20 protein-coding genes and 2 tRNA genes are annotated in these 23,578 nt (G+C 60.4%); 6 read left to right on the top strand and 16 right to left on the bottom strand.

Annotated elements, in window-relative coordinates; all coding sequences use genetic code 11:
- Positions 1–25 precede the first annotated feature (25 nt).
- A complete protein-coding gene (locus tag ACYVM5_RS13140) occupies positions 26–1,108 on the bottom strand; it encodes a cellulase family glycosylhydrolase (RefSeq protein ID WP_460618567.1) in 1,083 nt (360 codons plus the stop codon).
- Positions 1,109–1,514: 406 nt separating this feature from the next.
- Between ACYVM5_RS13140 and ACYVM5_RS13135 the strand changes: the two genes are divergently transcribed.
- From ACYVM5_RS13135 to ACYVM5_RS13120, 4 genes are all read left to right on the top strand, one after another.
- Positions 1,515–2,477 (top strand): glycoside hydrolase family 43 protein, encoded by a 963-nt coding sequence (locus tag ACYVM5_RS13135; protein WP_460618566.1) that lies wholly within the window; start codon positions 1,515–1,517, stop codon positions 2,475–2,477.
- A gap of 151 nt (positions 2,478–2,628) precedes the next feature.
- Complete coding sequence (locus tag ACYVM5_RS13130) at positions 2,629–3,069, top strand: MarR family winged helix-turn-helix transcriptional regulator (RefSeq protein WP_460618565.1); 441 nt, start codon at positions 2,629–2,631, stop codon at positions 3,067–3,069.
- 20 nt (positions 3,070–3,089) lie between these two features.
- Positions 3,090–4,349, top strand: coding sequence for an MFS transporter (locus tag ACYVM5_RS13125; protein ID WP_460618564.1), 1,260 nt, complete (start codon positions 3,090–3,092; stop codon positions 4,347–4,349).
- Positions 4,350–4,384: 35 nt separating this feature from the next.
- A complete protein-coding gene (locus tag ACYVM5_RS13120; protein ID WP_460618563.1) occupies positions 4,385–4,960 on the top strand; it encodes a cysteine hydrolase family protein in 576 nt (191 codons plus the stop codon).
- Between the two features lie 25 nt (positions 4,961–4,985).
- Here the strand turns inward: ACYVM5_RS13120 and ACYVM5_RS13115 are convergent, their stop codons facing one another.
- From ACYVM5_RS13115 to ACYVM5_RS13085, 7 genes are all read right to left on the bottom strand, one after another.
- Positions 4,986–7,031, bottom strand: a complete 2,046-nt coding sequence (locus tag ACYVM5_RS13115) for a glycoside hydrolase family 127 protein (protein ID WP_460618562.1) — start codon at positions 7,029–7,031, stop codon at positions 4,986–4,988.
- 11 nt (positions 7,032–7,042) lie between these two features.
- A complete protein-coding gene (locus tag ACYVM5_RS13110) occupies positions 7,043–8,878 on the bottom strand; it encodes an NPCBM/NEW2 domain-containing protein (RefSeq protein WP_460618561.1) in 1,836 nt (611 codons plus the stop codon).
- A 78-nt stretch (positions 8,879–8,956) separates the two neighbouring features.
- Positions 8,957–11,029: an alpha-L-arabinofuranosidase C-terminal domain-containing protein gene (locus tag ACYVM5_RS13105; protein ID WP_460618560.1), complete on the bottom strand. Its 2,073-nt coding sequence runs from the start codon at positions 11,027–11,029 to the stop codon at positions 8,957–8,959.
- 91 nt (positions 11,030–11,120) lie between these two features.
- On the bottom strand, positions 11,121–12,608 hold the full coding sequence (gene araA, locus ACYVM5_RS13100; protein WP_460618559.1) for an L-arabinose isomerase: 1,488 nt from the start codon (positions 12,606–12,608) through the stop codon (positions 11,121–11,123).
- Positions 12,609–12,687: 79 nt separating this feature from the next.
- A complete protein-coding gene (locus tag ACYVM5_RS13095) occupies positions 12,688–13,389 on the bottom strand; it encodes an L-ribulose-5-phosphate 4-epimerase (protein WP_460618558.1) in 702 nt (233 codons plus the stop codon).
- On the bottom strand, positions 13,386–15,143 hold the full coding sequence (locus tag ACYVM5_RS13090; RefSeq protein WP_460618557.1) for a ribulokinase: 1,758 nt from the start codon (positions 15,141–15,143) through the stop codon (positions 13,386–13,388). Before ACYVM5_RS13090 ends, ACYVM5_RS13095 begins: the two co-directional genes overlap by 4 nt.
- A gap of 78 nt (positions 15,144–15,221) precedes the next feature.
- Complete coding sequence (locus ACYVM5_RS13085) at positions 15,222–16,418, bottom strand: aldose epimerase family protein (protein WP_460618556.1); 1,197 nt, start codon at positions 16,416–16,418, stop codon at positions 15,222–15,224.
- Between the two features lie 248 nt (positions 16,419–16,666).
- On the opposite strand from ACYVM5_RS13085, the gene ACYVM5_RS13080 reads away from it, so the two are divergent.
- The gene (locus ACYVM5_RS13080; protein ID WP_460618555.1) at positions 16,667–17,899 is read left to right on the top strand and encodes an NADP-dependent isocitrate dehydrogenase; all 1,233 of its coding nucleotides are present in this window, start codon (positions 16,667–16,669) and stop codon (positions 17,897–17,899) included.
- A gap of 155 nt (positions 17,900–18,054) precedes the next feature.
- Here ACYVM5_RS13080 and ACYVM5_RS13075 read toward each other — a convergent pair whose 3' ends face one another.
- The 8 genes from ACYVM5_RS13075 to mltG all read right to left on the bottom strand — a co-directional run bounded on the left by ACYVM5_RS13075 (position 18,055) and on the right by mltG (position 22,542).
- Positions 18,055–18,372, bottom strand: a complete 318-nt coding sequence (locus ACYVM5_RS13075) for a hypothetical protein (protein ID WP_460618554.1) — start codon at positions 18,370–18,372, stop codon at positions 18,055–18,057.
- Positions 18,373–18,572: 200 nt separating this feature from the next.
- Complete coding sequence (locus tag ACYVM5_RS13070) at positions 18,573–19,055, bottom strand: hypothetical protein (protein ID WP_460618553.1); 483 nt, start codon at positions 19,053–19,055, stop codon at positions 18,573–18,575.
- 138 nt (positions 19,056–19,193) lie between these two features.
- A tRNA-Ser gene (locus tag ACYVM5_RS13065) sits at positions 19,194–19,278 on the bottom strand.
- Positions 19,279–19,352: 74 nt separating this feature from the next.
- Positions 19,353–19,439, bottom strand: a tRNA-Ser gene (locus ACYVM5_RS13060).
- Positions 19,440–19,545: 106 nt separating this feature from the next.
- Complete coding sequence (locus tag ACYVM5_RS13055; RefSeq protein WP_460618552.1) at positions 19,546–20,523, bottom strand: YihY/virulence factor BrkB family protein; 978 nt, start codon at positions 20,521–20,523, stop codon at positions 19,546–19,548.
- 83 nt (positions 20,524–20,606) lie between these two features.
- On the bottom strand, positions 20,607–21,098 hold the full coding sequence (locus tag ACYVM5_RS13050; RefSeq protein ID WP_460618551.1) for an acyl-CoA thioesterase: 492 nt from the start codon (positions 21,096–21,098) through the stop codon (positions 20,607–20,609).
- Positions 21,099–21,101: 3 nt separating this feature from the next.
- Positions 21,102–21,371 (bottom strand): hypothetical protein, encoded by a 270-nt coding sequence (locus tag ACYVM5_RS13045; protein WP_460618550.1) that lies wholly within the window; start codon positions 21,369–21,371, stop codon positions 21,102–21,104.
- An 82-nt stretch (positions 21,372–21,453) separates the two neighbouring features.
- Complete coding sequence (mltG, locus tag ACYVM5_RS13040; RefSeq protein WP_460618549.1) at positions 21,454–22,542, bottom strand: endolytic transglycosylase MltG; 1,089 nt, start codon at positions 22,540–22,542, stop codon at positions 21,454–21,456.
- 205 nt (positions 22,543–22,747) lie between these two features.
- Between mltG and ACYVM5_RS13035 the strand changes: the two genes are divergently transcribed.
- Positions 22,748–23,380, top strand: coding sequence for an L-threonylcarbamoyladenylate synthase (locus tag ACYVM5_RS13035; RefSeq protein ID WP_460618548.1), 633 nt, complete (start codon positions 22,748–22,750; stop codon positions 23,378–23,380).
- The last annotated feature ends 198 nt before the right edge of the window (positions 23,381–23,578 follow it).

Genomic DNA, 23,578 nt, shown 5'->3' with positions numbered 1-23,578 from the left:
ACCGCGTTGCCGCCCCCGGCGGCCGCTATTTGCTATTCAACTTTTTAATCAGCTCCGTTTCGTCGCACCGATACGGGGTGCCATCGCGGCGAAACACTTCATGAAACCATTCCACCGGCTCGCTGCCGTCGGCCAGGGGCGTGTCCCAGGCGTACTTAGTGTTGGTTTTGCCCTCCACCAGGCCCCAGCTGATGGCGCCCACATTCTCACGTTTCAGCAGCGGCATGATGGTGGAAAAGCGGCTGTTGCGGGGGCGGGCCATGTATTCGGTGCACACCAGCGGCCGGCCCGTGGTGTGCAGCAGCTGAATCACGCGCCGGTGCCAGGCCTCGTCCTCGTAGTCGTGGTACGTCACCACGTCGGAGTTGCCAACCTGCAAGGCGTTGAGGGCGGTGAAATCCCAGGCCCAGATGCCTGACGTGAGGGGCTGGGTGGGGTTCACCTCCCGGGCCCAGGCAAATACGTTGCGCACCAGCGGCAGTGAGGCCGTGCGCTTATCGGAGTTGCCGGGCTCGTTATACAGGTCCCAGAGCAAAATGCGCGGGTCGTTCCGGAAAGCCGTCAACACGTCGTGCACATATGGTTTCAGCTGGCTGAAGGCGGCCGAATCGCGTGAGATGGGCTCGCCGGGGTCCTGCACCCAGCCCGAGTTGTGCACCCCGATGCGGGGCGCAGGCTGCAGGCCGGCCTGGGGCACTTTGTTCCAGCAGTCGTCGAAAAACACAAAAATGGTCTGAATGTGGTGCTTATCGGCCAGGGCCAGGTAGTCGTTCACTCGTTTCTTAAAGCCAGCCGGGTCCTCCTTCCAGGTCAGGCTGTGCAGAAATACCCGCATGGTGTTGAAACCAATGCCTTCGGCCCAGCCCAGCTCCCGGTCAATAGTGGTGGGGTCGAAGGTGGCGGCCTGCCACATTTCCAGCTGGTTGATGGCCGTGCTCGGGATAAAATTGACCCCGCTAATCCACGGATGAGCCCGGTACCAGGCCTGCGCGCGCGCCACCGGCCACACCTGCCCCGCCCCGGCCCGGGCTTTGGAGCACACGGCAACGGGCTGCGCAAAACCACTGCTACCGACCAGCAAAAACCACAGGACGAGTATTCTTTTCATGAGTCGGAATAGGAAAAGCATGATTTAGCAATGACGCCGAAAATGAGATTATTGCCCCCTTTTCCCGATGTGCTCGCTCACTGAAGCCTAATCCGGCTGGCACTAAAATACGGTACACACAGAAGCATCATATACAGTCAATGTGCACACAAACGATTGTGCGAAGGAATTTAAGTTAATTGCAAACAGAAGCCAATGCTTTGCTGCTTCCAGAACAAAAGCAGCAGGTGAAATGACAAACTCATGCTGACTTACACAATCGTTCGTGCAATGCATCGGCATCGCACAACTCACCTTTTGCCTGGTCCTCCAGCTTCTACGGGGGGGCCACCTGAAGCTGCATACCAAACGCACATGCCAAATGGCCGCACGTCTTCGCCCAAAGTACTTCACCCTCTATTTTGACATGAAACCGATACTCTCCGCGCTGCTCCTGATGGCTGCCCCGGTCGCCGCCCAAATGGCCCCCGCTCCCACCCCGGCCGGCAACCCCATCATCCGCAATAAGTACACGGCCGACCCCAGCGCCCTGGTGCAAAAGGGCACCGTGTACCTTTACACCGGCCACGACGAAGCCCCCGCCCGCCAGGAGCGCTACGTGATGCACGAGTGGCTCTGCTATTCCAGCACCGATATGGTGAACTGGACCGAGCACCCGGTGCCGCTCAAGGTGTCGGATTTTGCCTGGGCCAAGGACGATGCCTGGGCCTCGCAGGTGATTGCCCGCAACGGCAAGTTCTACTGGTACGCGGCCGTGGAGCACGGCAGCATTCACGGCAAGGCCATTGGTGTGGCGGTGGCGGACAGCCCCACCGGGCCGTTCAAAGATGCGCGGGGCTCGGCCCTGATTGCGCCCGACGCGACGCCCGACGACAAAATCAGTTGGGCCGATATCGACCCCACGGTTTTTATCGACAGCAAGGGCCAGGGCTACTTGTTCTGGGGCAACACCACCTGCTACTACGCCAAACTCAAGCCCAGCATGACGGAGCTGGACGGCCCCATTCAAACCGTGAAAGGCTTGCCGCGCTACACCGAAGCCCCGTGGGTGCACGAGCACAACGGCTGGTACTACCTCAGCTACGCTTCCGAATTCCCCGAAAAAATAGTGTACGCCATGAGCCGCAGCCTCGAAGGGCCATGGGAATACAAGGGCATTCTGAACGAGTTGGCCGGCAATTCCAACACCAACCACCAGGCAATCATCGACTTCAAAGGCCATTCCTACTTCATCTACCACAACGGCGGCGCCAATACCGACGGCGGCAGCTACCGCCGCTCGGTATGCATCGACAACCTGTATTACAACAAGGACGGCACGATGAAGCGCGTGGTGATGACCACAGAAGGCGTGAAAGCGGCAAAATAATCCGGACCAAAACGAAGATGGAACGCCCTGTTGCCCACGGCCTAAGCGCAATGCTTGGGTTGTACGCAGCAGGGCGTTCTGCATTGGTGCGAACTACACTGGGCGGGCAATTGTCTATTTGTTAAGTAAACTAACAAGTTTACCTGTTGATATGCCCGACCAATCCGACACCCTGCACCTGGCCGCCGAACTGCGCACCGTTGTTTCCAGGCTGGTGAAAAAGCTGCGCAGCCACTCCCAAACGCATTCTTCCCTGTCGCTCACCGAGCGGTCGGTAGTGAAGCTGCTGGCTCAAAACGGGCAAATGTTGCCCAGTGAGTTGGCCGCGCAGGAGAAGGTCACCACCCAATCCATGTCGCAGATACTGAGCCACCTGGCAGAGCTGGGCTACATCACGCGCCAGCCTTCGGCCACCGATAAGCGCAAGGTGCTGATTGGCCTGTCGGCGGCGGGCGAAGCGCTGATTCCTGCCGTGCAGCAGGAAACGAATGAGTGGCTGCACCAGGCCCTGCAAAAAACCTGCTCGGCCCAGGAGCTGGCCAGCCTGCGTCAGGCGCTCCCCGCCCTCACCAAACTGGTTGATTTTGAATAGACACCCCACGCCTACTCTGCATGAATTCGGACATTTTTCGCGCCTTCCGCAGCCGCAACTACCGCTATTTTTTCGCCGGGCAATCCCTGTCGCTGCTGGGCACCTGGATGCAGAAAACTGCCGTGAGCTGGGTGGTGTATGCCCAAACGCAGTCCAAGTTTATGCTGGGCGTGAGCGTGTTTGCCACGCTGTTTCCGTCGGCCGTGTTCTCGCTGCTGGGCGGGGTGGTGTCGGACCGCTACAACCGCTACCGCGTGCTGCTGCTCACGCAGGTGCTATCCATGGCACAGGCCCTGCTGCTCACGCTGGCGGTCTATTTCAAGCAGGACGCGGTGTGGGAAATCATTGCCCTGAGTGGCGTGCTGGGCATTATCAATGCCTTCGACGTGCCGGCCCGGCAGGCGCTGGTGTACGACCTGGTGGACGATAAGCAGGACCTGCCCAACGCCGTGGCCATGAACTCAACCATGCTGAACCTGACCAAGCTGCTGGGGCCGGCCGTGGCCGGCTTCGCCATCGAGCAGTTGGGGGCGGTGGCCTGCTTTGGGCTGAATGCGCTCAGTTTCGTGGCCGTCATCGGCTCGCTGCTGGCGCTGCGGCTACCGGCGTATGTGGCCCGGGTACGCACCAAAAACATCATGGGCGAGCTGGCAGAAGGATTTCAGTACGTGAAGGGTACGCCCACCATTCGCTTTCTCATCATCATGCTGGGCATCACCGGCCTGCTGGTGCTGCCCTTCACCAACCTGATGCCGGTGTATGCCAAGGACATCTTTCGGGGCACCGCCACCACGTTTGGTCTGCTCGATGGGGCCATTGGCCTGGGCGGCCTGATAGCGGCGCTCTACCTGGCCGCCCTGAAGCCTAGCCAGGACCTGAACAAGGTTCTGATGACAAATATGTTCGTATTCGGCGGGGGGCTGGTGCTGTTTTCCTACACGCCGTGGTTCTGGCTGGCGCTGCCGTTTCTGGTGGTGGGCGCGTTTGGCATGATGTCGCAAACCACCATCAGCATTACGCTGCTCCAGACGCTGATGCTGCCGACCATGCGCGGCCGGGTCATCAGCATTTACGTGCTGGTTTATACGGCGTCAGTGCCGTTGGGCAGCCTGCTGGTGGGGGCGGTGTCAGAGCGCATTGGCGTGCAGCCCACGGTGCTGGCCGAAGGCCTGCTGGCCCTGCTGATTGCGCTGCTGTACGTCCGGAATCTGCGCCAGGTGGCAGCGGCCCGGTCGGCCGTTGCCGAGCCGCCTGCCGCTGAAGTAGCAGCAGCCGCTTAATCTTTTCTTATTCACCTTCTTCAATTCTTGCTGATATGGTTACCGCCCTCGACCCCAACACCGCCCTCGTTCTGATTGACTTGCAAAACGGCATTATGCAGTTTCCCGTCATCGGCTCTACCAGCGACGTTCTGGCCAATGCCGCCAAGCTTGTGGCTGCCTTCCGGCAGGCCGGTCAGCCCATTGTGCTGGTGAGCGTGAACCCTAGCGCCAACCCGAACCCGGACGTGCGCAACGATGCCAAACGGCCACGTCCCAGCGCTTTACCCGCCGAATGGCTGGCGCTGGCGCCGGAAATTCAGGCCCAGCCGGAGGATATCCGCATCACGAAGTACGCTTGGGGCGCGTTCCACAACACCGATACCGACCTGCATGCGGAACTGCAGAAGCGCAACATCACCGGCACTGTGCTGGCGGGCGTGAGCACCAGCATTGGGGTGGAAAGCACGGCCCGGGCCGCCTTCGAGCGGGGCTACAACCTCACCTTCGCCCAGGATGCCATGACCGATACGGTAGCCAGCGCCCAGGAAAACAGCCTGAAGGTCATTTTCCCGCGCATCGGCGAAATTGACACCACAGATAATATCATCAAAGTGTTGGCAGCCCGCTGAGAATCTACCGGGAGTGATTGCACGCTTATTTTCCCACCGTTGCCTCCTGAGCGGTGGGCTGGCTGAGCAGGTCTACGGCGGTGACGCGCTCGGGAAACCAGACAGTCATTTCGCCCTTGCCGCGGTTGGCCCAGGCATAGTACGGGATGGCCATGAATGCTTGCGGCACAGTGCGCACGGATGTGGCCTCCACTTCCACGGCCGGCACGGTGGCCGTTAGCGTCATCACGCCGTTGAGCAGGGCGGGCTGGAAGGCGGTGCTGAAGGCCGCGCCGGCGGGCACGATGAGGTTGCTGGTTTTGCCATTGTTGTCCTTCCACTCGGCGCAATAGATGACCGGGCCGCGCTGCAAAGCCACTTTGCCCAGGTCATCCTTCACCTGGGCGTTGGCCAGCACGCGGCGCACTTCCATGGGCAGCATCAGGTCGACAACGTCGCCCTTGCGCCACTTGCGGGCCAGCACGGCGTAGCCGTTTTGCAGGGTATAAGCCACGGGCCGGCCGTTGATTTTGACGGTGGCCACCTGGCTGGAGGGCGTGGCAAACGTGTATAGGCTGGAGGGCATGGCCTGGTTGCGGGCCCAGCCGGGAATGCGCAGCCGCAGGGTGAAATCGGTGGCGGTGGCAGGGTTCACGGTGAATTGCAGGCCGCCGTCCCAGGGGTAATTGTTTTGCTGGGTGATGCCGACGCTTTGCTTGCCGATGCGCAGCGTGGTGGTGCCGCTCACAAACAGATTCACATACAAATCCCTGTCTTTCTGCGCGTACACGTAGCCGGGCAGCGCGGGCATGAGGCGGGCCAGGTTGGTGGGGCAGCACGAGCACTCAAACCAGCCCGCCCGCGCCGGCTCGGTGTCGTGGTAGCCCATGGCATTCTTAATCTGCATCGCATTCGAGTAGAAAAAGCTTTTGCCATCGAGGCCCACGCCCGAAATCAGGCCGTTGTAGAGCACCTTTTCCATCACGTCCACATACTTGGCATCGCCGTGGAGCTGGAACATGCGCTGGTTCCAGTACACGTCGGCCACCGAGGCGCAGGTTTCGTTGTAAGCCGTGGTGTTGGGCAGCTCGTAGTTGGCTCCGAACCGCTCGCCACCGGGCACCGCGCCGGTGCCGCCCTGCACATACATCTTCTTGCCCACCATGTTCTGCCAAATGGTGTCCACGGCGGCCAGCAGCTTTTTATCGCCGGTGAGGGCGGCCACGTCGGCCATGGCAGCGTACAGGTATTCGGCGCGCACGGCGTGGCCTTCGGCTTCGGTTTGGGCCGTCACAGGCTTGTCGTCCTGCCAGTACTGGCCATTTTTGAAGGGGTCGGCGCTCTTGGGGTCGTAGCCGTTGTACTGGCCGCGGGCTTCGATGAAAAACTTCGCCGTGCTGAGGTATTCGGGCTTGCCCGTGGCGCGGTAAAGCTTCACCAGGCCCATTTCCACGATTTCGTGGCCCGGGGCCACGGTGCGCTTGCCGGGGCCGAAGACCGAGCACACCAGGTCGGCATTCCGGAGGGCAATAGTGAGCAGGGTTTTCTTGCCGGTGGCCTCGTAGTGGGCCACGGCGGCCTCGTAGAGGTGGCCGGCGTTGTAGAGCTCGTGGCTCAGCTCGCGCTCCTTTACCCAGCGCTCCGGGCCGGCCCAGGGGTGCGGGTGGGCGGGGTCGATGGTGCGGGCGGTGTAGAGGTAGCCGTCGGGCTCCTGGGCCGCGCCCACTTTCTTGATTAGCTCGTCGACGTAGGCATCCAGCCTGGCATCGGGGTACACACTCATGGAGTACGACGCGCCTTCGATGGTCTTGTAAATGTCGGTGTCATCGAAGGGGTAAACCGTGGCAAACTTGCCCGATTTCGCCGCCGCCATCTCGAAGTTTTTCACCCGGTTGGTGGCTTCGCAGCGGGCGAAAGACGCGGGAATGGTGACGTCGGTGTTGGTTTTGAGGCGCAGCAGCCAGAAGCTGTCGGTCAGCTTCACTTTGGTGAAGGGCACGGCCTGGATGGGGTAGTCGGCGGTCTGCTGGGCCTGGGCACGCATGGTGGTACCCAATCCCAGAACCAGCAGGAATATATTCGAAGTAGTCATGAGAAATTTCGTTATTTCCTGGGGATTGAAATGCGGTACAGGGCCGCACCGTGCCGCCGGACGTAAGGCGCAAACTCGTTTGTGAATTTACCAATTGGCCGGCCAGTCCACAGGTCGGTCACCGTCGCTTCGGCAGCCACTCCCAGTTCCTGCCGCGTCACCGGCACCCGTACCGAATCGGCAGGTGCGGGCCGGTAGGGCGACTTGGTGAATACCAGAAAATCAAGCGTACCGCCGGTGTTCTGCACAGCTGCCGCGTTGTCGAGCCCCACCGTGGTGCTGAGGCGGGTGGTGCCAGCCGGCAAGTCGTATTCAATAATGGAATTGGCATGGGTGCCGATGCCAGCTTCGTAGGTTTTGCCGGCCACCAGCAGCGACGCGCCCGATACGCTATTGTTGAGCGTGGGCTTGCCCCAGCCGGCGGTGGCGCTGCGCCACGACTGCTGGCCGAGCGGAATGGATTTGCCGTCGCTGGTCAGCAGTACCGGGTTTAGCCAGTCGGCATGGTCCCAGGCGGTGCCGTCACCGCCGTCGCGCACGTTCAGGTAGAGCTTGGTAGCGCCTTTAAGGTTGATTTCGGCCGTCTGGGTGGGATTCTGGCGATTGATGGGGCCACTGGCCCAGGCGGCTTCGCCGGCGGGAGCCAGTTCCTGGTCCTGGGCGTTGAAAAGGGCCAGGAATTTATCGCCGGTGACGGGGTCGTCGGCCGTCCAGGCCACGAGGTCGCCGCGGCGAAACAGCTGGCGGTTGTGGGTGCTGCGTTGGTTCACGGCCAGCACGCGGGGGTTGGTAATCAGGGCCAGCGTGGCCGCGTCGTTGCTGGGTAGGTCGCCGCCGAACATGAGCGGCGAGCGGAAGATGCTCCAGAGTGTCATCAGGGTGCGCTGCTCGTCGGGAGTGAAGCGGGTCATACGGTCGTCGCCCCGCTCGGCCCGAATGCCCAGACGGCCCAGCGGCAGCATATCCGCATCAGGGAAAGCGCCGGGCTGAATGTGCGGAGCCCAGCGGTTGCAGACCTCAAAATGCTCCTTCAGTTGCTCCCAGCTGTCCCAGAAGTCGCCCACGGTGCGCCACATATTGGCATTGGCGGCCACGTGCGCGGCCTCCGCAATCGGCGTTTCGCCGGGCGAAGTGCTGAACACAATCCGGCGGCCCGACTTATCAATGGCCCGCCGAATCATCTCCACTTCCGGCTTGTGGTAGGGCTCTGAAAGGTCATCGACTTTCACAAAATCCAGCCCCCACGAAGCGTAGAGCTTGAACAGCGAGTCGTAGTATTCCTGCGCGCCCGGCCCGGTTTTCACCGTGTACATATCGTGCAGCCAACGCGCCTGACCCTCCTTGCTGTAAATGTCGGCGGCCGTGAGCTTGGTACCGAGGATGGGCAGCCGGCGCTGCACCGCCACCACCGGTACGCCGCGCATGATGTGAATGCCGAATTTCAGGCCCTTCCCATGCAGGTAATCGGCCAGTGGCTTAAAACCTTTGCCGCCGGCCGCCGAGGGAAACCGGTTCACGGCCGGGACGAAGCGGCCGTATTCATCGATGTTCCAATCGGGGTTTTTCTCGTTGTAGCCATGAGCCGTGTCGTTGCCCACGTACCAGCGGATATCCACCACCACGTACTCCCAGCCGCTGCTTTTGAGGTTTTTCGCCATGTAATCGGCATTGGCGCGCACCTCGGCTTCGGTCACGGTAGGGCCGTAGCAGTCCCAGCTGTTCCAGCCCATGGGCGGCGTGGCGGCCCACTGATGGAAGTCGGGTTTTGGGGCGGCTTTTTGGGCGTGAGCGGCGGGATTGCCGTTGAGTAGAACGGTTAGGGCCAGTAGGCGGCGGGCGATGTTCATGGGTCGACTTTTGTTTGAAAAACAGAACGTCATGCCTCGGCTGCGCTCGGCATGACGTTCAGAATCTGTCCGTGGCCCCTACCGCTGGCCCGGAATACGCAGCACCGTGAGCGAGTTCGGAGCCAGCGTATAATTCACCACTGACCCGGCCACAGCGAATTTCGACTCCTGCGGCGTGAGCTTCTTCGGTTCCTGGAGGCTGTTCTGGGTGTTCAAATCGTCGGAGGCCATCACCAGGGCGCGGCCGGTTTTGCCGAGCTTTTTGGCCCCGGCCAGGCTCACTTTCACGGCACGGGGGGCGGCGGAGTAGTTCACCAGCTTCACCACGAGGTCGCCGGCCGCGTCGTCGGCCACGGCGCTGGCGAAGAGGTTGTCGGTGCCGTTTTTGGCGTTGGCGGGCAGCTGCACGGGCAGCATGGTGGTGCCTTTATTCTGGCTGAAAAGCTGCTGCACGTAGTAGTTCACCGTGCCGTAGGCGTTCAGATTGTCGAACCAAATGAGGTTCGGAGTCCATTGCCAGGCATCGACGTGGGCAAACAGCGGCGCGTAGGACGCCATGGCCACCACGTCGGCGTTGCGCTCCAGACCGGTCATGAAGGCGGCTTCGGAAAGGGCGCAGTCCCAGTTGTTCTTGTTTTCCTGGCTGGCAATGCCGGCGCTCTGGGCGGCGTACTCGCCGGCGAAGATTTTAGAGCCGGTGCGCGGGTAGTTGTCGTAGCGGTCCACGTGCTGCCGGAACCACTCCGGCCTGGCGTAATAATGCTCGTCGATAAAGTCGGCCTTCTGCGCCCGCAGCGTGGCCGTGGCTTTGTCGAACAGCTCACCCTCCGGCGAAGGACCAGCACTGCTCACAATCTGGATGGCCGGGTATTTGGCTTTCAGCGCCTTGGCAAATGGCTCGTAGCGCTCCAGGTACTGCGGCCCCCACTGCTCGTTGCCGATGCCAATCATCTTGAGGTTGAAGGGCGCAGGATGGCCCATGGCTACGCGTTTGGCCCCCCAGGTGGAGGTAGCGGGGCCGTTGGCAAATTCCACCAAATCCAGCGCGTCCTGAATGAAGGTATCGAGCGTGGGCTCGTCGCCCGCGCCAGCCGCGTTCGGCCCCTTGGCCGTGCTGCCCAACGGGGCCAGCTCGGCTGAGTTGAACTGGCAGGCCATGCCCACGTTCAGAATCGGCAGCGGCTCGGCCCCAATGTCTTCCGCCAGCTGGAAATACTCAAAGAAGCCCAGCCCGAACGACTGGTAATAATCGGGCGTGTAGCGCTGCTTGAATTCTTTGTTCCAGCGGTTTATCATTGGTTGGCGGCTGGCCACCTCGCCAATGGTTTCCTTCCACTGGTAGCGGTTATCTAGCGTCATGCCCTCCACAATGCAGCCGCCGGGGAAGCGCAGAAAACCGGGCTTCATGTCCTTGAGCAGCTGCACGAGGTCGGGCCGCAGGCCGTTTTCGCGCTTCAAATACGTGTCCTTCGGGAACAGGGAAACCACGTCAATATCGGCCGTGCCGGTGCCTTCCACAGTCAGCTTGAGGCGCGCTTTGGCCGCCGTGGCTGTAGGCCGGAGCACCACGCTATACTTCTTCCACTCGCCGGTGAGGCCCGTGATTTGGGCCTGGGCCAGCACTTGGCCCGAGGCGGCCGTTTCCGGGCCACCGGCGCGGCGGCCGGGCTCTTCCAGCGTCACATTCAGGGCCGAGATGCTGCCGGCACCGCGCCGCAGATACACCGAAAACGTGTATTCCGCGCCCTGTTTCACGCCCATACCCCGGAAGCCTTCGTTCACGAAGCCGGCATCGGGGCCGGCGGTTTTCACGCTCAGGCGCAGAAAGTGGCGGTTAGTGTTGCCAATGGGCTGGTCGCCCGACACGCGGTAGTCGGCCAGGCCGGCCGCGCCCCGAATGGCCTTCCAGCCGATGAGGTGGTCGTCGTATTCAAACGATTTGTTCTTCACCAGCTCAGGATACAGCCCGCCGTCGGCCGCGAAGTTGATGTCCTCGAAAAACAGGCCGAACATATTTTTCGGCACCGGCGCGCCGGGCTTGCCCACCTGCACAATGATGGTGGCGGGGGCCGTTTGGGCCAGAGCAGCCGGGCTGGGCAGCAGCCTCAGCAGGACTAGAAATGCGGGCAGGCCAGCGTTGGGAATTCGCATGATGAGGGGAAGAGCAGCAGGAAATTGGAAGTAGTAAAAAGCTCGTCATGCTGAGCGAAGTCGAAGCATGACCGTTCATTATCCACAACTACTAGTCGCGAAAGGCTACTTCATTGTACCGCAGCTCGTTCTTGAAGGTCCGCAACTTGGTATCCGCATCGATAATCACAAATTCAATCCCGGCCATTTCGGCGAAATCTTCGAGGTATTCGGCGGTCAGGTTCTGGCTGTAGCCGGTGTGGTGGGCGCCGCCGGCCATAATCCAGGCGGCCGCGCCCACGGTCAGGCTGGGCTGCACTTTCCAGAGCACGCGGGCCACGGGCAGCTTGGGCAGGTCGGCGGCGGGCACCACAGCTTCCACCTCGTTCACAATCATGCGGAAGCGGTTACCGAGGTCTACAATAGTCGCGTTCAGTGCCGGGCCGGCGGGGCAGTTGAAGACGAGGCGGGCCGGGTCGGCCTTGCCGCCGATGCCCAGCGGGTGCACCTCCACTTTCACCTTGCCAGTGGCGATGCTGGGGCAGATTTCCAGCATGTGCGAACCCAAAACCTGCTCGTTACCGGGCTCGAAGTGGTAGGTGTAGTCCTCCATGAAGGAGTTGCCGCCGGGCAGGCCCGCGCCCATCACCTTCATGGCGCGCACCAAGGCCGCCGTTTTCCAGTCGCCCTCGCCGCCGAAGCCGTAGCCCTCGGCCATCAGCCGCTGGGTGGCAATGCCGGGCAGTTGGGCCATGCCGTGCAGGTCCTCGAAGGTATCGGTGAAGCCCTTGGCGCCCTTGTCCTGCAGGAATTTGCGCATCCCGGCCTCAATGCGGGCGGCCTCGCGCAAAGAATCCCGCTTCGCACCGCCGGCTTTCAGGTCGTCGGCCAGCTCGTATTCTTTTTCATAAGTGGCCAGTAGCTCGTCAATCTGCGCGTCGCTCACCTCATTCACCACGGCTACCAAATCACCGATGCCGTAGGTATTCACCTCGTAGCCAAACTTGATTTCAGCTTCTACTTTGTCACCTTCGGTCACGGCCACGTAACGCATGTTGTCGCCGAAGCGGATGAATTTCGCGCCCTGCCAGTCGGCCCAGGCGGCAGCCACGCGGCTCCAGATGCTCAGGCGCTCGTGCACGGCGGCACTCTGCCAGTGGCCCACCACCACCTTGCGCTTCAGGCGCATCCGGGCCCCGATGAATCCAAACTCCCGGTCGCCGTGCGCCGATTGGTTGGTGTTCATGAAGTCCATGTCGATGTCGGCCCACGGAATGTCGCGGTTGAACTGGGTGTGCAAATGCGCCAGCGGCTTTTGCAGGATTTTCAGGCCGTTAATCCACATTTTGGCCGGCGAGAAGGTATGCATCCAGGCAATCAGCCCCACGCAGTTTTCGGCGGTGTTGGCCTCCTGCATGAGCTTGTAAATCTCCTGCGGGGTTTTCAGAATGGGCTTGTAGACGATTTTGATGGACAGCCTGGTGCCCAGCTCTTTCGCGATTTCCTCCGAGTGGCGGGCCACTTCTTCGAGGGTTTCGGGGCCGTAGAGGTGCTGGGTACCGGTGATGAACCAGGCTTCGTAGTGCGAAATGTCAATCATAGAAGTAGCGCGGACTTTGTAGTCCGCGAGTGAAATAGATAAAAGGTATGGGGGTGCTTTCGCGGACTAAAAGTCCGCGCTACTGCTGCCCGTAGTAGGAATTCACGCCATGCTTGCGCTCGTAGTGCTTGCGAATGAGGGCATCTTTCAGGCGCGGCACATCCGGCCGTAGGGTGCAGCTCAGGTAGGCCATGCGGGCAATTTCTTCGAGCACAGCGCTGTTGTACACGGCTTTATCCACGGTTTTGCCCCAGGTGAAGGGGGCGTGGTTGGCCAGCAGCATCATTTCCACTTCGGTGGGCGAAAGGCCGCGGCGTTGGAATTCGTTAAGGATTTGCCAGCCGGTCTGGTGCTCATAGTCGCCGACAATCATGGCGTCGTCCATGGGCGGGGCGCAGGGTATGTCGGTAGTAAGGTGGTCGGCGTGGGTGGTCCCTAAAATCGGAATATCCAGCTGGGCCTGGGCCCAGGCGGTGGCGTAGGTGCTGTGCGTGTGCACAATGCCGCCGATGTGCTCCCAGTGGCTATAGAGCACGGCGTGAGTTTTGGTGTCGGACGAGGGCCGCTTCTCCCCTTCCAGCACGTTGTTGGCGAAATCGAGAATAACGATGTCCTCGGGCTTTAGCAACTCGTAAGGCACGCCACTGGGCTTGATGGCAAACACGCGCTTTTCGCGGTCGACCACGCTGGCGTTGCCGAAGGTGAAGAGCACCAGCCCGAGCTTGGGCAGTTGCATATTGGCCTCGTAGCAGGCTTGTTTCAGGGCTTGATATTGGCTCATTGGGCGGTCTGTAGCGTGGACTCTGCGAGTCCGCGCATGGTGGAAGTCGTTTGGGTGTCGTTCATGCGCGGACTCGCAGAGTCCACGCTACGGGCCTCCACAAACCGACCAAATGCTTGGTACTGTGCGTAGCGGGCGGCGTAGTCGGTCACGCGGGCGGGGTTGGGCAGGTAGGTTTCGGCGAAGCCGGAGCCCATGGCCTTCTGGGCCGTCTGCACATCGGGCTGAATGCCAGCAGCCACGGCGGCGTACATGGCCGCGCCCAGCGCCGGAGCCTGCTCCGATACCGCGATTTTGATGGGCCGGTCGAGCACATCGGCCAGCGTCTGCATCACAAACTGCGACTTCTTGGCCACTCCACCAATGCCGATAACCTGCTTCACGGGAATACCTTCGGCCTCAAACCGCTCCACAATCTGCTTCGAGCCGTAGCAGATGGCCTCCACCAGCGCCCGGAAAATCTGGGGAGCATTGGTGCCCATCGTGAGGTTCATGATGGCGCCTTTCAGCGCCTGGTTGGCATCCGGCGTGCGGCGGCCGTTCACCCAGTCGAGGGCCAGGACGGCGCTTTCGGCGGGGTCTACGGCGGCAGCGGCTTCGCTGAGCTGCACCAGCAGTGCGTCGCTCATTTCGTCGCGCAGGGCAGCTTGCAGCTCCGGCGTGAGGACTTTGGAATGCGGCAGCACGTTGTGCAGCGGCCACTCTACGATGTTGCGGAACCAGGCCAGCAAGTCGCCGAAGGCCGACTGCCCGGCTTCCAGCCCCAGCATGCCCGGAATCACGGAACCATCTACCTGTCCGCAGATGCCGGCCACGAGGTGGTCGCCGACTTCGGCCGTGGGCGCAACCACGATGTCGCAGGTCGAAGTGCCCATCACCTTCACCATCGAATAGGCTTCGATTTCGCCCGCAATGGCCCCGGCGTGGGCATCAAAAGAACCTACCGCTACCACGGTGTCAGTAGTCAGGCCCAGACGCTGCGCCCACTCTTCCGAAAGGTGCCCAGCCACCTCATCAGCAGTATAGGTTTTGGTGAATAATCGATTGTGTAAACCGGCCAGTTTTGGTTCGAGGTGCTGGAGAAACTGCTCGGAGGGCAGGCCACCCCAGCTCGCGTGCCACATGGCCTTGTGGCCGGCGGCGCAGCGGCTGCGCTTGAAGGTGGCCAGGTCGCCGCCCGTCAGCAGCAGGGTCAGCCAGTCGCAGTGCTCCATCCAGGAGTGCGCGGCGGCAGCCACGGCCTCATCCTCGCGCAGAATGTGCGTGATTTTGGCCCAGAACCACTCCGAGGAGTAGATGCCGCCCTCGTATTTGGTGTAATCCTCGCCGCCCCAGGTGCGGGCTTTGTGGTTGATTTCGGCGGCTTCGGCCAGGGCCGTGTGGTCTTTCCAGAGCACGAACATGGCGTTCGGATTATTCTCAAAGCCGGGCGTGAGCGCTAGGGCCACACCCTGCGCGTTCACGGGGCCGGGCGTGGAGCCGGTGGTATCCATGGCCAGGCCTACCACCTGGGCGGCCGGTACGTGCCCGGCCACGCGGCGCACCACGGCCTCCAGTCCTTCGATGTGGTCGAGCGGGTGCTGGCGGAACTGGTTGCGCGTGGGGTTGCAGAACTGCCCGGTTTTCCAGCGGGCGTAGTGGTGCACGGCCTGGGCTATTTCGGTGCCGGTGCGGGCGTCCACGAGCAGGGCCCGGACGGAGTCGGTACCGTAGTCGATGCCGATGACGTAGGCGGGGGTTGGGGTGGGTTGCATTGGGATAGTAGCGCGGACTTTTAGTCCGCGATAGAGGAGTCTGGTTAATCAGTCGCGGACTAAAAGTTCGCGCTACACCTACTTCCGCACGCCGAACGTGTAGGTGCTGGTGGTGCGATAAGTCTCACCCGGATGCAGGATGGTGCTCGGGAATTTCGCCTGATTGGGCGAGTCGGGGAAGTGCTGGGTTTCGAGGCAGAAGCCGGCGTGCAGGCCGTACACAGTGCCGCCTTTGCCTTTGAGGCTGCCATCTAGGAAGTTGCCGGTATAGAACTGGATGCCAGGTTGGTCGGTGGTCACCTCCAGGGTGCGGCCCGAGGCGGGGTCGTACACGGTGGCGGCGGGGTGCTGGCCAGTTTCGGCGTTCAGCACCCAGTTGTGGTCGTAGCCGCCGGGCACCTGCGCAATGCGCTCGCCGATGGCGTGGGGCGTGGTGAAATCGAAGGGCGTGCCCTTCACCGAGCGTAGCTCGCCGGTCGGAATCAGGCCCGCATCCACCACGGTGTAGCGGTCGGCGGGCAGGGTTACTTCGTGCTTGAGAATGTCCTTGCTCACGCCGTGGCTCAGGTTAAAATAGGCGTGATTGGTGAGGTTGACCGGCGTAGCCTTGTCGGTGGTAGCGGTGTAGTCGATGCGTAGGGCGTTGGCGTCGGTCAGGGTGTAGACCACCGTAATCTGCAGGTTGCCGGGGTAGCCTTCCTCGCCGTCCTTGCTCAGGTATTTCAGGGTCAGGGTCTGGCCATCGGACGAGGTGCCGGGCGTGGCTTCCCATACTTTCTGGTCGTAGCCCACTTTGCCGCCGTGCAGCGAGTTGGGGCCGTTGTTCACGCCCACCTGGCAGGTTTTGCCGTCGATGGTGAATTTGCCCTTGGCAATGCGGTTGCCGTACCGGCCGATGAGCGCGCCAATGTAGGGGTTGGCCTTGCGGAAGGCCGGGCTCTGGTAGTCGCTCACATTATCGAAACCGAGCACCACGTCACCCATTTTGCCGTCCCGGTCGGGCATCATCAGGCCCACGAGGGTACCGCCGTAGTTACTGATAGTGGCTTGGGCGCCCTGCTTGTTGGTGAGGGTGTAGAGCTGGATTTCGGTACCGTCGAGGGCTTTGCCGAAGGAGGCGGAAGTGGGCATGGCAGCGGCTTTCGTTTGGGTGGAGTCGGCGGCCGAAGCCGTCGTGGTGGTTTGCTCTGCGGGTTGATTGGACCCGCAGGCGGCCAGCAACAGCAGGCCGGGCAATGTTACGGCCAGCAGCCCGGAACGACGAAATGACATCATGGATTGAAGGAAAAGTTACTCACTCACACAATCGATTGTGCATCCAAAGATAAACAAAGCTCGCCAAGACCAAAATCTAAATTTTCGAAGCCTCCCGAAATCCCTGAAAATGCGCTAAAGGGCGCCCTCCGCTACCATTTGCAAACCACTGGTGTGCGGCAAGCCCGCTTTCCTCCCTTAATATTGTTGTCGAACTGGAAAACCCAGCGTACCCATTGCCCCAAATCAAACGATAAACCATAGCGGAAATGACCAAAATTAAAGTAGCCAACCCCGTAGTAGAACTCGACGGCGACGAGATGACGCGCATCATCTGGAAATTCATCAAGGACAAGCTCATCACGCCCTACCTCGACCTCGACATCAAGTACTACGACCTCGGCATCGAGTACCGCGACGAGACCAACGACCAGGTAACCATTGACTCGGCCAACGCCATCAAGCAGTACGGCGTGGGCATCAAGTGCGCCACCATCACCCCCGACGAGGAGCGCGTGAAGGAGTTCGGCCTGAAGCAGATGTGGAAGTCGCCCAACGGCACCATCCGCAACATCCTGGACGGCACGGTGTTTCGCGAGCCCATCGTGATGAGCAACGTGCCCCGTCTGGTGCCGAACTGGACGGCCCCGATTTGCATCGGCCGCCACGCTTTCGGTGACCAGTACCGCGCCACCGATTTCGTGACCAAGGGCAAAGGCAAGCTGACCATCACCTTCCAGCCCGAGGACGGCGGCGAAACCCAGTCATTTGAGGTCTACAATTTCAAGAGCGACGGTGTGGCCCTGGCCATGTACAACACCGACGAAAGCATCCGCGGCTTCGCCCACGCCTGCTTCAACCAGGCTCTGAGCAAGGGCTGGCCGCTGTACCTGAGCACCAAAAACACCATCCTGAAGAAATACGATGGCCGCTTCAAGGACATCTTCCAGGAGATTTATGAGCAGGATTACCTGGCTAAGTTCAAGGAAGCCGGCATCACCTACGAGCACCGTCTGATTGACGACATGGTGGCCTCAGCCCTGAAATGGAACGGCAACTTTGTGTGGGCCTGCAAAAACTACGATGGTGACGTGCAGAGCGACACCGTAGCCCAGGGCTTCGGCTCGCTCGGCCTGATGACCTCCGTGCTCGTGACGCCCGACGGCGGCACCATGGAAGCCGAAGCCGCCCACGGCACCGTGACGCGCCACTACCGCGACCACCAGGCCGGCAAACCCACTAGCACCAACCCCATCGCCAGCATCTTTGCCTGGACGCGCGGCCTGGAGTTCCGCGGCAAGCTCGACGGCAACCAGGAGCTCATCGACTTCTGCCACGCGCTGGAGCAAGTCTGCATCGAAACCGTGGAAAGCGGCAAGATGACCAAGGACCTCGCCGTCTGCATCCACGGCAACAAAGTGGAGCACGGCCGCGACTACCTCTACACCGAGGAATTCCTGGCTGCGCTGGACGAGAACCTGAAAGCCAAGCTGGCCAAGTAGGTTTTTGACTGCTTTGCAAGAAAAATCCCCGCCTAACCGGCGGGGATTTTTTTGTGGGCAAACGGCAGCGATGGTCGGACCGGTGCAAACGAAACGCAAACAGCCCCGGACTTCTGGCGAAATCCGGGACTGCTTCAGAAGCTAAGCGCACTCAATTAGTGGTGGTTGTAGCCGTAGCTGTGGCCGCGGTCGTTGCGGTGCTGGGCTTCCCAACGAGCGCGCTCGGCGGCTTCGCGCTGGGCGGCGAGGCGGGCGCGGTCCTGCTCGAGGCGGCGTTGGTTGGCTTCGTAGCGGGCCCGTTCCAGGGCAATGCGGCGTTGTTCCTGTTGGCGTTGGGCGGCTTCGTAGCGGGCCCTTTCGATGGGCGACAGGCGGCGCGGGTCTTTGTCGTGGTCGAAAGCGGGAGCGGCCGAGGCAGCAGTGGCAACAAAGAGCAGGCCGGTGGCGAGGAGCGAAAGCAAGGAGGTTTTCATGACGAAAAAAGAAGTTGAAGTGTGAATGGAGATTGTGACGGCGTCTGTCTCTCCAAACGCAAGCGCTGTGCCAGGGCCATAAATGGCCAAAAACCGCATTTTCATCAATCAATTATTCCCCAGCAACTTACCCCAATACCGCCCCTCTTAACCGTCGACCAAGCCGCCGAGTCTGCCGACCAACTCCTTCGCGGCCGGCCTCAGATACCACCCAATAAGCCCGCAATTCCTTTGATATTGAGCCGGGCAAATTTCTGCACCCGCGCAAATCGGTCGGTGGTTTCGTCCAGGTCCTCGTCCTTGGGCTGGCGCACGGGCACCTGGGTGTGCAGCCGCGCGAAAATCGTGGCGGCAATGTCCATGTAGCCCAGCAACAGCAGGTACAGCTGTTTTTTCTCGTCCTCGGCGTAGCCTTTCAGGCGAATGGCTTTGACGAGGGTATCGAGCTGCGTGGTTTCGTCGGTGAAGAGGTCGCGCAGGGCGCGGCGCTGCTGCTCGTAGTCGTACAGTTGCTGCTCGCTGCCCGCCGAAGCCGGAAAAGGGAAACTATCGGTGAAGGCCACGGCCTTGACGAAGGCGCTTTCGGCGGCGTACACCGTGGTCAGGTGCTTCTGGAGGCTGGTCCAGAGCCCGGTGCGGGCTTTATCGAAAGCGCTGGGGCTGGCCGGTTCGGTACCGTTCATCGGGAGGGCGGACTGGGGTAAGAAAGCGGCAAAGGTACTCCGGCTGCCGGGCTGGGCGCCACGTTGGACCAGATAGTAGTGGTCATCACCGCCGGAAAAGCAAAAACCCCGTTTCCATTGCGGAAACGGGGTTTTTCGCAGAGAAGGAGGGATTCGAACCCCCGGACCTGTTACAGTCAGCGGTTTTCAAGACCGCCGCAATCGACCACTCTGCCACTTCTCTGGGTCAATTACTCGCGCGCTGTGGGTATGAAACCAACAAAAAAGGCTTTTTCCAGCGCAGAAAAAGCCTTTTTGTAGAGAAGGGGGGATTCGAACCCCCGATACCGTTGCCGGTATAACGGTTTTCGAAACCGTCGCATTCGACCACTCTGCCACCTCTCTATAAGGCCCCCGAGTGATTGGGGAGTGCAAAAGTAAAAAGGAATCTGCTACGGTGCAGCCTCCGCGCAGATTTTTTTTTTCGGGCGGCCGTTTTTTTGATTCTCCCCTACTGGGTTTTGGTGGCCAGCTGCTCCTGCAGCATCTGGCGGCGGCGGCCGGTCACGGCATCCATGCTCACGTTCACTTCGAACCCGATAATCAAGGTCATACATACAAATTCGAGCCAGACCATGAAGCCCACCAGTGCCCCGATGGAGCCGTAGAAATGGTTGTACGAATCGAAAATCCGGACGTAGAGCGTGAAGAGAAACGACACCAAAAAAATGAGGAGCGTGGCCACAATGGCCCCGGCCGATACCAGCGGCCACTTGTCATGCACGGGCGGTACGAAGTAATAAATGACGCAGGTGGTACTCAAAAACAGTCCAATCAGTGAGCCGTAGCGGATGAGCGTGAGCACCAAGTCGGTGAACCGTTCGGGCACGATTTCATAGAACACCAACCCATCGATGAGGTAAGTGCCGAAGAAAATACCCGCGATGGAGAGCAGTAGTATCAGGGCCAGCACGAACGTCAGCCCCGTAGCAATCATACGCTTACGAAGGTAGCTGCGGTGCTTGAACCACGGATATTTCTTCTCGAAGGCATCGAGCAGGGCCATGATGCCGTTGGAGCTGAGCACCAGCGCCGTGCCGAAACCGAAGGATAGCAGGCCGCCGTGCGGAATGTTCACAATGTCCTCGATGGTGCTGGCGGTGGCCGCGTACAACTCGCGGGGCATGAAATCGGCCAGGAACTGGAGAATATCCACGTTCAGGTTCGGCACGGGGATGTACGGAATGAGCGTGAACAGGAAAATGATGGTGGGGAACAGGGCCACCGTGAGGTTAAAGGCCATGTAAGCGGCGCGCTTCTCCAGCGAGTCGAGCCGCAGCTCGTGCAGGATGCGGTCGAGCACGTCGTAGAGCGAGGCGTGGCCGCCGGGCAGCCGCAGCCGCTTCAGGCCCACAATGGCCCGCCGGTACGGCCGTTGCTGGCGCACATCGGGGAAGCGGGCACGGCGGATGGCGGCGGGGGCTTTCACAAGGAGTTTTGAATGTTGAGGGTCGAGTTTTGAGTGAATCAGCCGGGTTAAACTCAGCCCTTAGCATTCAAAACTCAACCCTTTTATTTTCTAAACGCGGCCGGTGCGGGCGCATCAGGCAGGATGGCCCCGGGCTTGGGCAACACCGGGCTTTCCAGGTCGTCTTCACTAAAATACGGCAGCAGCTGCTGCTGGATGCTTTCGGGGATGGGTACGGGCCGGCCAGTGGTGGTTTTCACGAACACCATGAGCGTGTGGCCCTCGGTGAGCAGCTCCTGGGCTTCGTTGTAAATCTCGTACTCGAACAGCACCCGCGTGCCTTCGGGCGGCTGGCGCAGCAGCAGGCGCACGGTCAGCAGGTCGTCGTAGCGGGCAGGGCGGCGGAAACGGGTGCGCAGTTCCCCTACTGGCATGCCCACGCCGTCGGCCTCCAGCTCTTTGTAGCTGATGCCAAGCTTGCGAAAGGCTTCGGTGCGAGCCACTTCAAAATACGCCGCGTAGTTGCCGTGATAGACATAGCCCATCTGGTCGGTTTCGGCGTAGCGGACGCGGATTTGGATGTCGGATTGGTACATGGGTTATTCCGCTTCTTCGTCCAAGCCATACAGCTTGACTAAATCAAGTAGATGGTGGCCATAAATTTTAGGAGTACTTGTTTCTATTACAACTACTAAAACAACATTTTTATCTTCTGTTGCAATAAGTACGTGTAGATAGTTACCATCTGGGTTCAGATATACGTAGGCTACATCTCTCAATGTGAAGCCTTCTAAATCTTCCTGTGGGATTGCATCTACATAAGGCCAGATGTCTACTATTTCCTCAGCCGTATCAGTCACATTTTGCATGGGTGGCTGGAACGTCTGATTGAAAATGTCTTCGCTTAGCCTTTCTGTCTTCATAAAAAAACGCCGAGTCAGATACCCTTTCCTACTTGATTCCCGCCCGGTTTAGTGCCGCCTGATAGCGACGTGCATTGGCAATATGCTCGGCTTCATTAGTAGCAAAAGCGTGGTAGCCGCTGAAATCCTCTTTAGCGCAGAAATACAGGTAGTTATTACTCTCCGGTTTCAGCACGGCGTCGATGCTGGCGATGCTGGGCAGGTTGATGGGGCCGGGCGGCAAGCCGGCGTACTTATAGGTGTTGTAGGGCGAATCCTTTTGCAGGTGCACGTTGAGTACGCGCTTGATGGTGAAGTCGTGGTTGGCGTAGACCACCGTCGGGTCGGCCTGCAGCTTCATGCCGCGCTTGAGGCGGTTGAGGTACACGCCGGCAATGCGGGGCCGCTCATCGGCGTGCTGTTGCTGCTCGGCTTCCACGATGCTGGCCAGGGTGCTCACCTGGGCACGGGTGAGGTGGAGCTTTTCGCGCTCGGCATCGCGGGCAGGCGTCCAGAACTGTTCGTAGGACGTTTTCAGGCGCTGCATCAGGCGCTTGGCCGAGGTGTTCCAGTACACGTCGTAGGTGTTCGGGATAAACATGGTGAGCACCGTAGTGGTGTCGAAGCCCAGGCTCTTGGTATAAGCCGGGTCGCGCAGCAACGAATCGAGCCGGGCGGCGGGCACGTCGACCTGGCTGGCGAGTTTGGTCACCAGTTCATTGCGCAGACGCACCGTGTTGAAAGTCAGTTTTACCGGCGACTGGGCCCCGCTCTTGAGCACGTTGATGAGCTGACGATTGGTGAAGCCATTTTTGAGCTCGTAGTTGCCGGGCTTCACGGCGCCGGGCTTGTCGTATTTCATAAGGCGGGCCACGAAATGCAGCGAGAGCTTATCGACCACGGTGCCGGTTTTGTCGATGGCCGCGAGGGCCGATTTCCAGGTGGCGCCGCGGGGGATTACCACGTAGGTCGGCTTGCCCTTGGTTTCGATGTTGGCGGTGAAGAACACCTGGTAGAAATAATAGGAGAAGCAGACCAGCGCGAGCGTGAAAACAACGCTCGCGGCCCCCCAACGTTTGCGGCGTTTGAGGGCATCGTCGCGGCGTTCGAGGATGGACTTTTGGGCAGGTTTGGCCATGATATATAAAGCGGAGGTCAGAGGAGCGGCGCCAAAAGTACGAACGCCGGCAACCGCACGGCGCAGACGGCGGTTGAGTTGTTTCGTTTCGGCCGGGCGTAGTACCTTGCCCGCGCCTTTGGCCCGGCGGGTTGCCCGCCGCCGTGGGCCGTGGCCGTAGCAACGCCCCATTTTGCATCTAATTTATTAACCTTCAGCTGTATCTATGCCCGCCACCCTTCTCCGCATCCACCCCGAAAATCCGCCGCAGAGCCGCATTCAGCAAGCCGTTGACGTATTGCGCAAGGGGGGAGTCATTATTTACCCCACCGATACCGTCTATGGAATCGGCTGCGACGTGACCAATGCCAAAGCCGTGGAAAAAGTCTGCCGCATCAAAAAACTGCTGCCCGAAAAGGCCAATCTGAGCTTTATCTGCTACGACCTGTCGCACATTTCCGACTATGCCCACGGCATCACCACGGAAACGTACAAGGTCATCAAAAAAGCCCTGCCCGGCCCGTTCACTTTCCTGTTCGAGGCCAGCGCTAACGCGCCCCGCTTCGGTGGCACCAAGCGCAAAACCGTAGGTATCCGCGTGCCCGACAACCAGATTATCCGCCAGCTGGTGAAGGAGCTCGGCAACCCCATCGTGAGCACCTCGGTGCGCGAGGACGAGAACACGCTAGAAGAATACGTGACCGACCCGGACCTGATTTTTGAGAAATACCGCCTGCTGGTCGACCTCGTTATTGACGGTGGCTTCGGCGGCAACGTCCCCAGCACCATCGTGGACTGCACGAACGACGATTTCGAACTCGTGCGTCAGGGTGCCGGCGACATTGAACAGTATTTGTAGAAGCACCCGTCCATCATTGCGAGGCTGCAGGCTGTAGCAAACGAAGTTCGGCGTAGCTAAGCCGTCCTGTACTAACCAGACACCTCCTTTTACCAGAAAGCCCCGGCACTTCGCAGTGTTGGGGCTTTTTGTTGTTGAAAGGGGCTTTGTCACATCTTAGACTTGGTCCCATCGGGAGGAAGGATTGCCGCGTTCCGC

It is taken from the genome of Hymenobacter ruber, assembly GCF_054783255.1.
The sequence above is the reverse complement of the archived record's forward strand: the minus strand, read 5'-3'. Positions and strand labels throughout refer to the sequence as shown.

Bases quoted from the DNA above. Each gene is read 5' to 3' on its own strand.
- ACYVM5_RS13135 (WP_460618566.1), top strand. From the start codon at position 1,515: ATGAAACCGATACTCTCCGCGCTGCTCCTGATGGCTGCCCCGGTCGCC.
- ACYVM5_RS13050 (WP_460618551.1), bottom strand. From the start codon at position 21,098: ATGTACCAATCCGACATCCAAATCCGCGTCCGCTACGCCGAAACCGAC.
- ACYVM5_RS13045 (WP_460618550.1), bottom strand. From the start codon at position 21,371: ATGCAAAATGTGACTGATACGGCTGAGGAAATAGTAGACATCTGGCCT.
- ACYVM5_RS13110 (WP_460618561.1), bottom strand. From the start codon at position 8,878: ATGAACATCGCCCGCCGCCTACTGGCCCTAACCGTTCTACTCAACGGC.
- ACYVM5_RS13070 (WP_460618553.1), bottom strand. From the start codon at position 19,055: ATGAACGGTACCGAACCGGCCAGCCCCAGCGCTTTCGATAAAGCCCGC.
- ACYVM5_RS13115 (WP_460618562.1), bottom strand. From the start codon at position 7,031: ATGACTACTTCGAATATATTCCTGCTGGTTCTGGGATTGGGTACCACC.
- ACYVM5_RS13085 (WP_460618556.1), bottom strand. From the start codon at position 16,418: ATGATGTCATTTCGTCGTTCCGGGCTGCTGGCCGTAACATTGCCCGGC.
- ACYVM5_RS13125 (WP_460618564.1), top strand. From the start codon at position 3,090: ATGAATTCGGACATTTTTCGCGCCTTCCGCAGCCGCAACTACCGCTAT.
- araA (WP_460618559.1), bottom strand. From the start codon at position 12,608: ATGATTGACATTTCGCACTACGAAGCCTGGTTCATCACCGGTACCCAG.
- ACYVM5_RS13095 (WP_460618558.1), bottom strand. From the start codon at position 13,389: ATGAGCCAATATCAAGCCCTGAAACAAGCCTGCTACGAGGCCAATATG.
- ACYVM5_RS13035 (WP_460618548.1), top strand. From the start codon at position 22,748: ATGCCCGCCACCCTTCTCCGCATCCACCCCGAAAATCCGCCGCAGAGC.
- ACYVM5_RS13075 (WP_460618554.1), bottom strand. From the start codon at position 18,372: ATGAAAACCTCCTTGCTTTCGCTCCTCGCCACCGGCCTGCTCTTTGTT.
- ACYVM5_RS13080 (WP_460618555.1), top strand. From the start codon at position 16,667: ATGACCAAAATTAAAGTAGCCAACCCCGTAGTAGAACTCGACGGCGAC.
- ACYVM5_RS13120 (WP_460618563.1), top strand. From the start codon at position 4,385: ATGGTTACCGCCCTCGACCCCAACACCGCCCTCGTTCTGATTGACTTG.
- ACYVM5_RS13130 (WP_460618565.1), top strand. From the start codon at position 2,629: ATGCCCGACCAATCCGACACCCTGCACCTGGCCGCCGAACTGCGCACC.
- ACYVM5_RS13105 (WP_460618560.1), bottom strand. From the start codon at position 11,029: ATGCGAATTCCCAACGCTGGCCTGCCCGCATTTCTAGTCCTGCTGAGG.
- mltG (WP_460618549.1), bottom strand. From the start codon at position 22,542: ATGGCCAAACCTGCCCAAAAGTCCATCCTCGAACGCCGCGACGATGCC.
- ACYVM5_RS13140 (WP_460618567.1), bottom strand. From the start codon at position 1,108: ATGAAAAGAATACTCGTCCTGTGGTTTTTGCTGGTCGGTAGCAGTGGT.
- ACYVM5_RS13090 (WP_460618557.1), bottom strand. From the start codon at position 15,143: ATGCAACCCACCCCAACCCCCGCCTACGTCATCGGCATCGACTACGGT.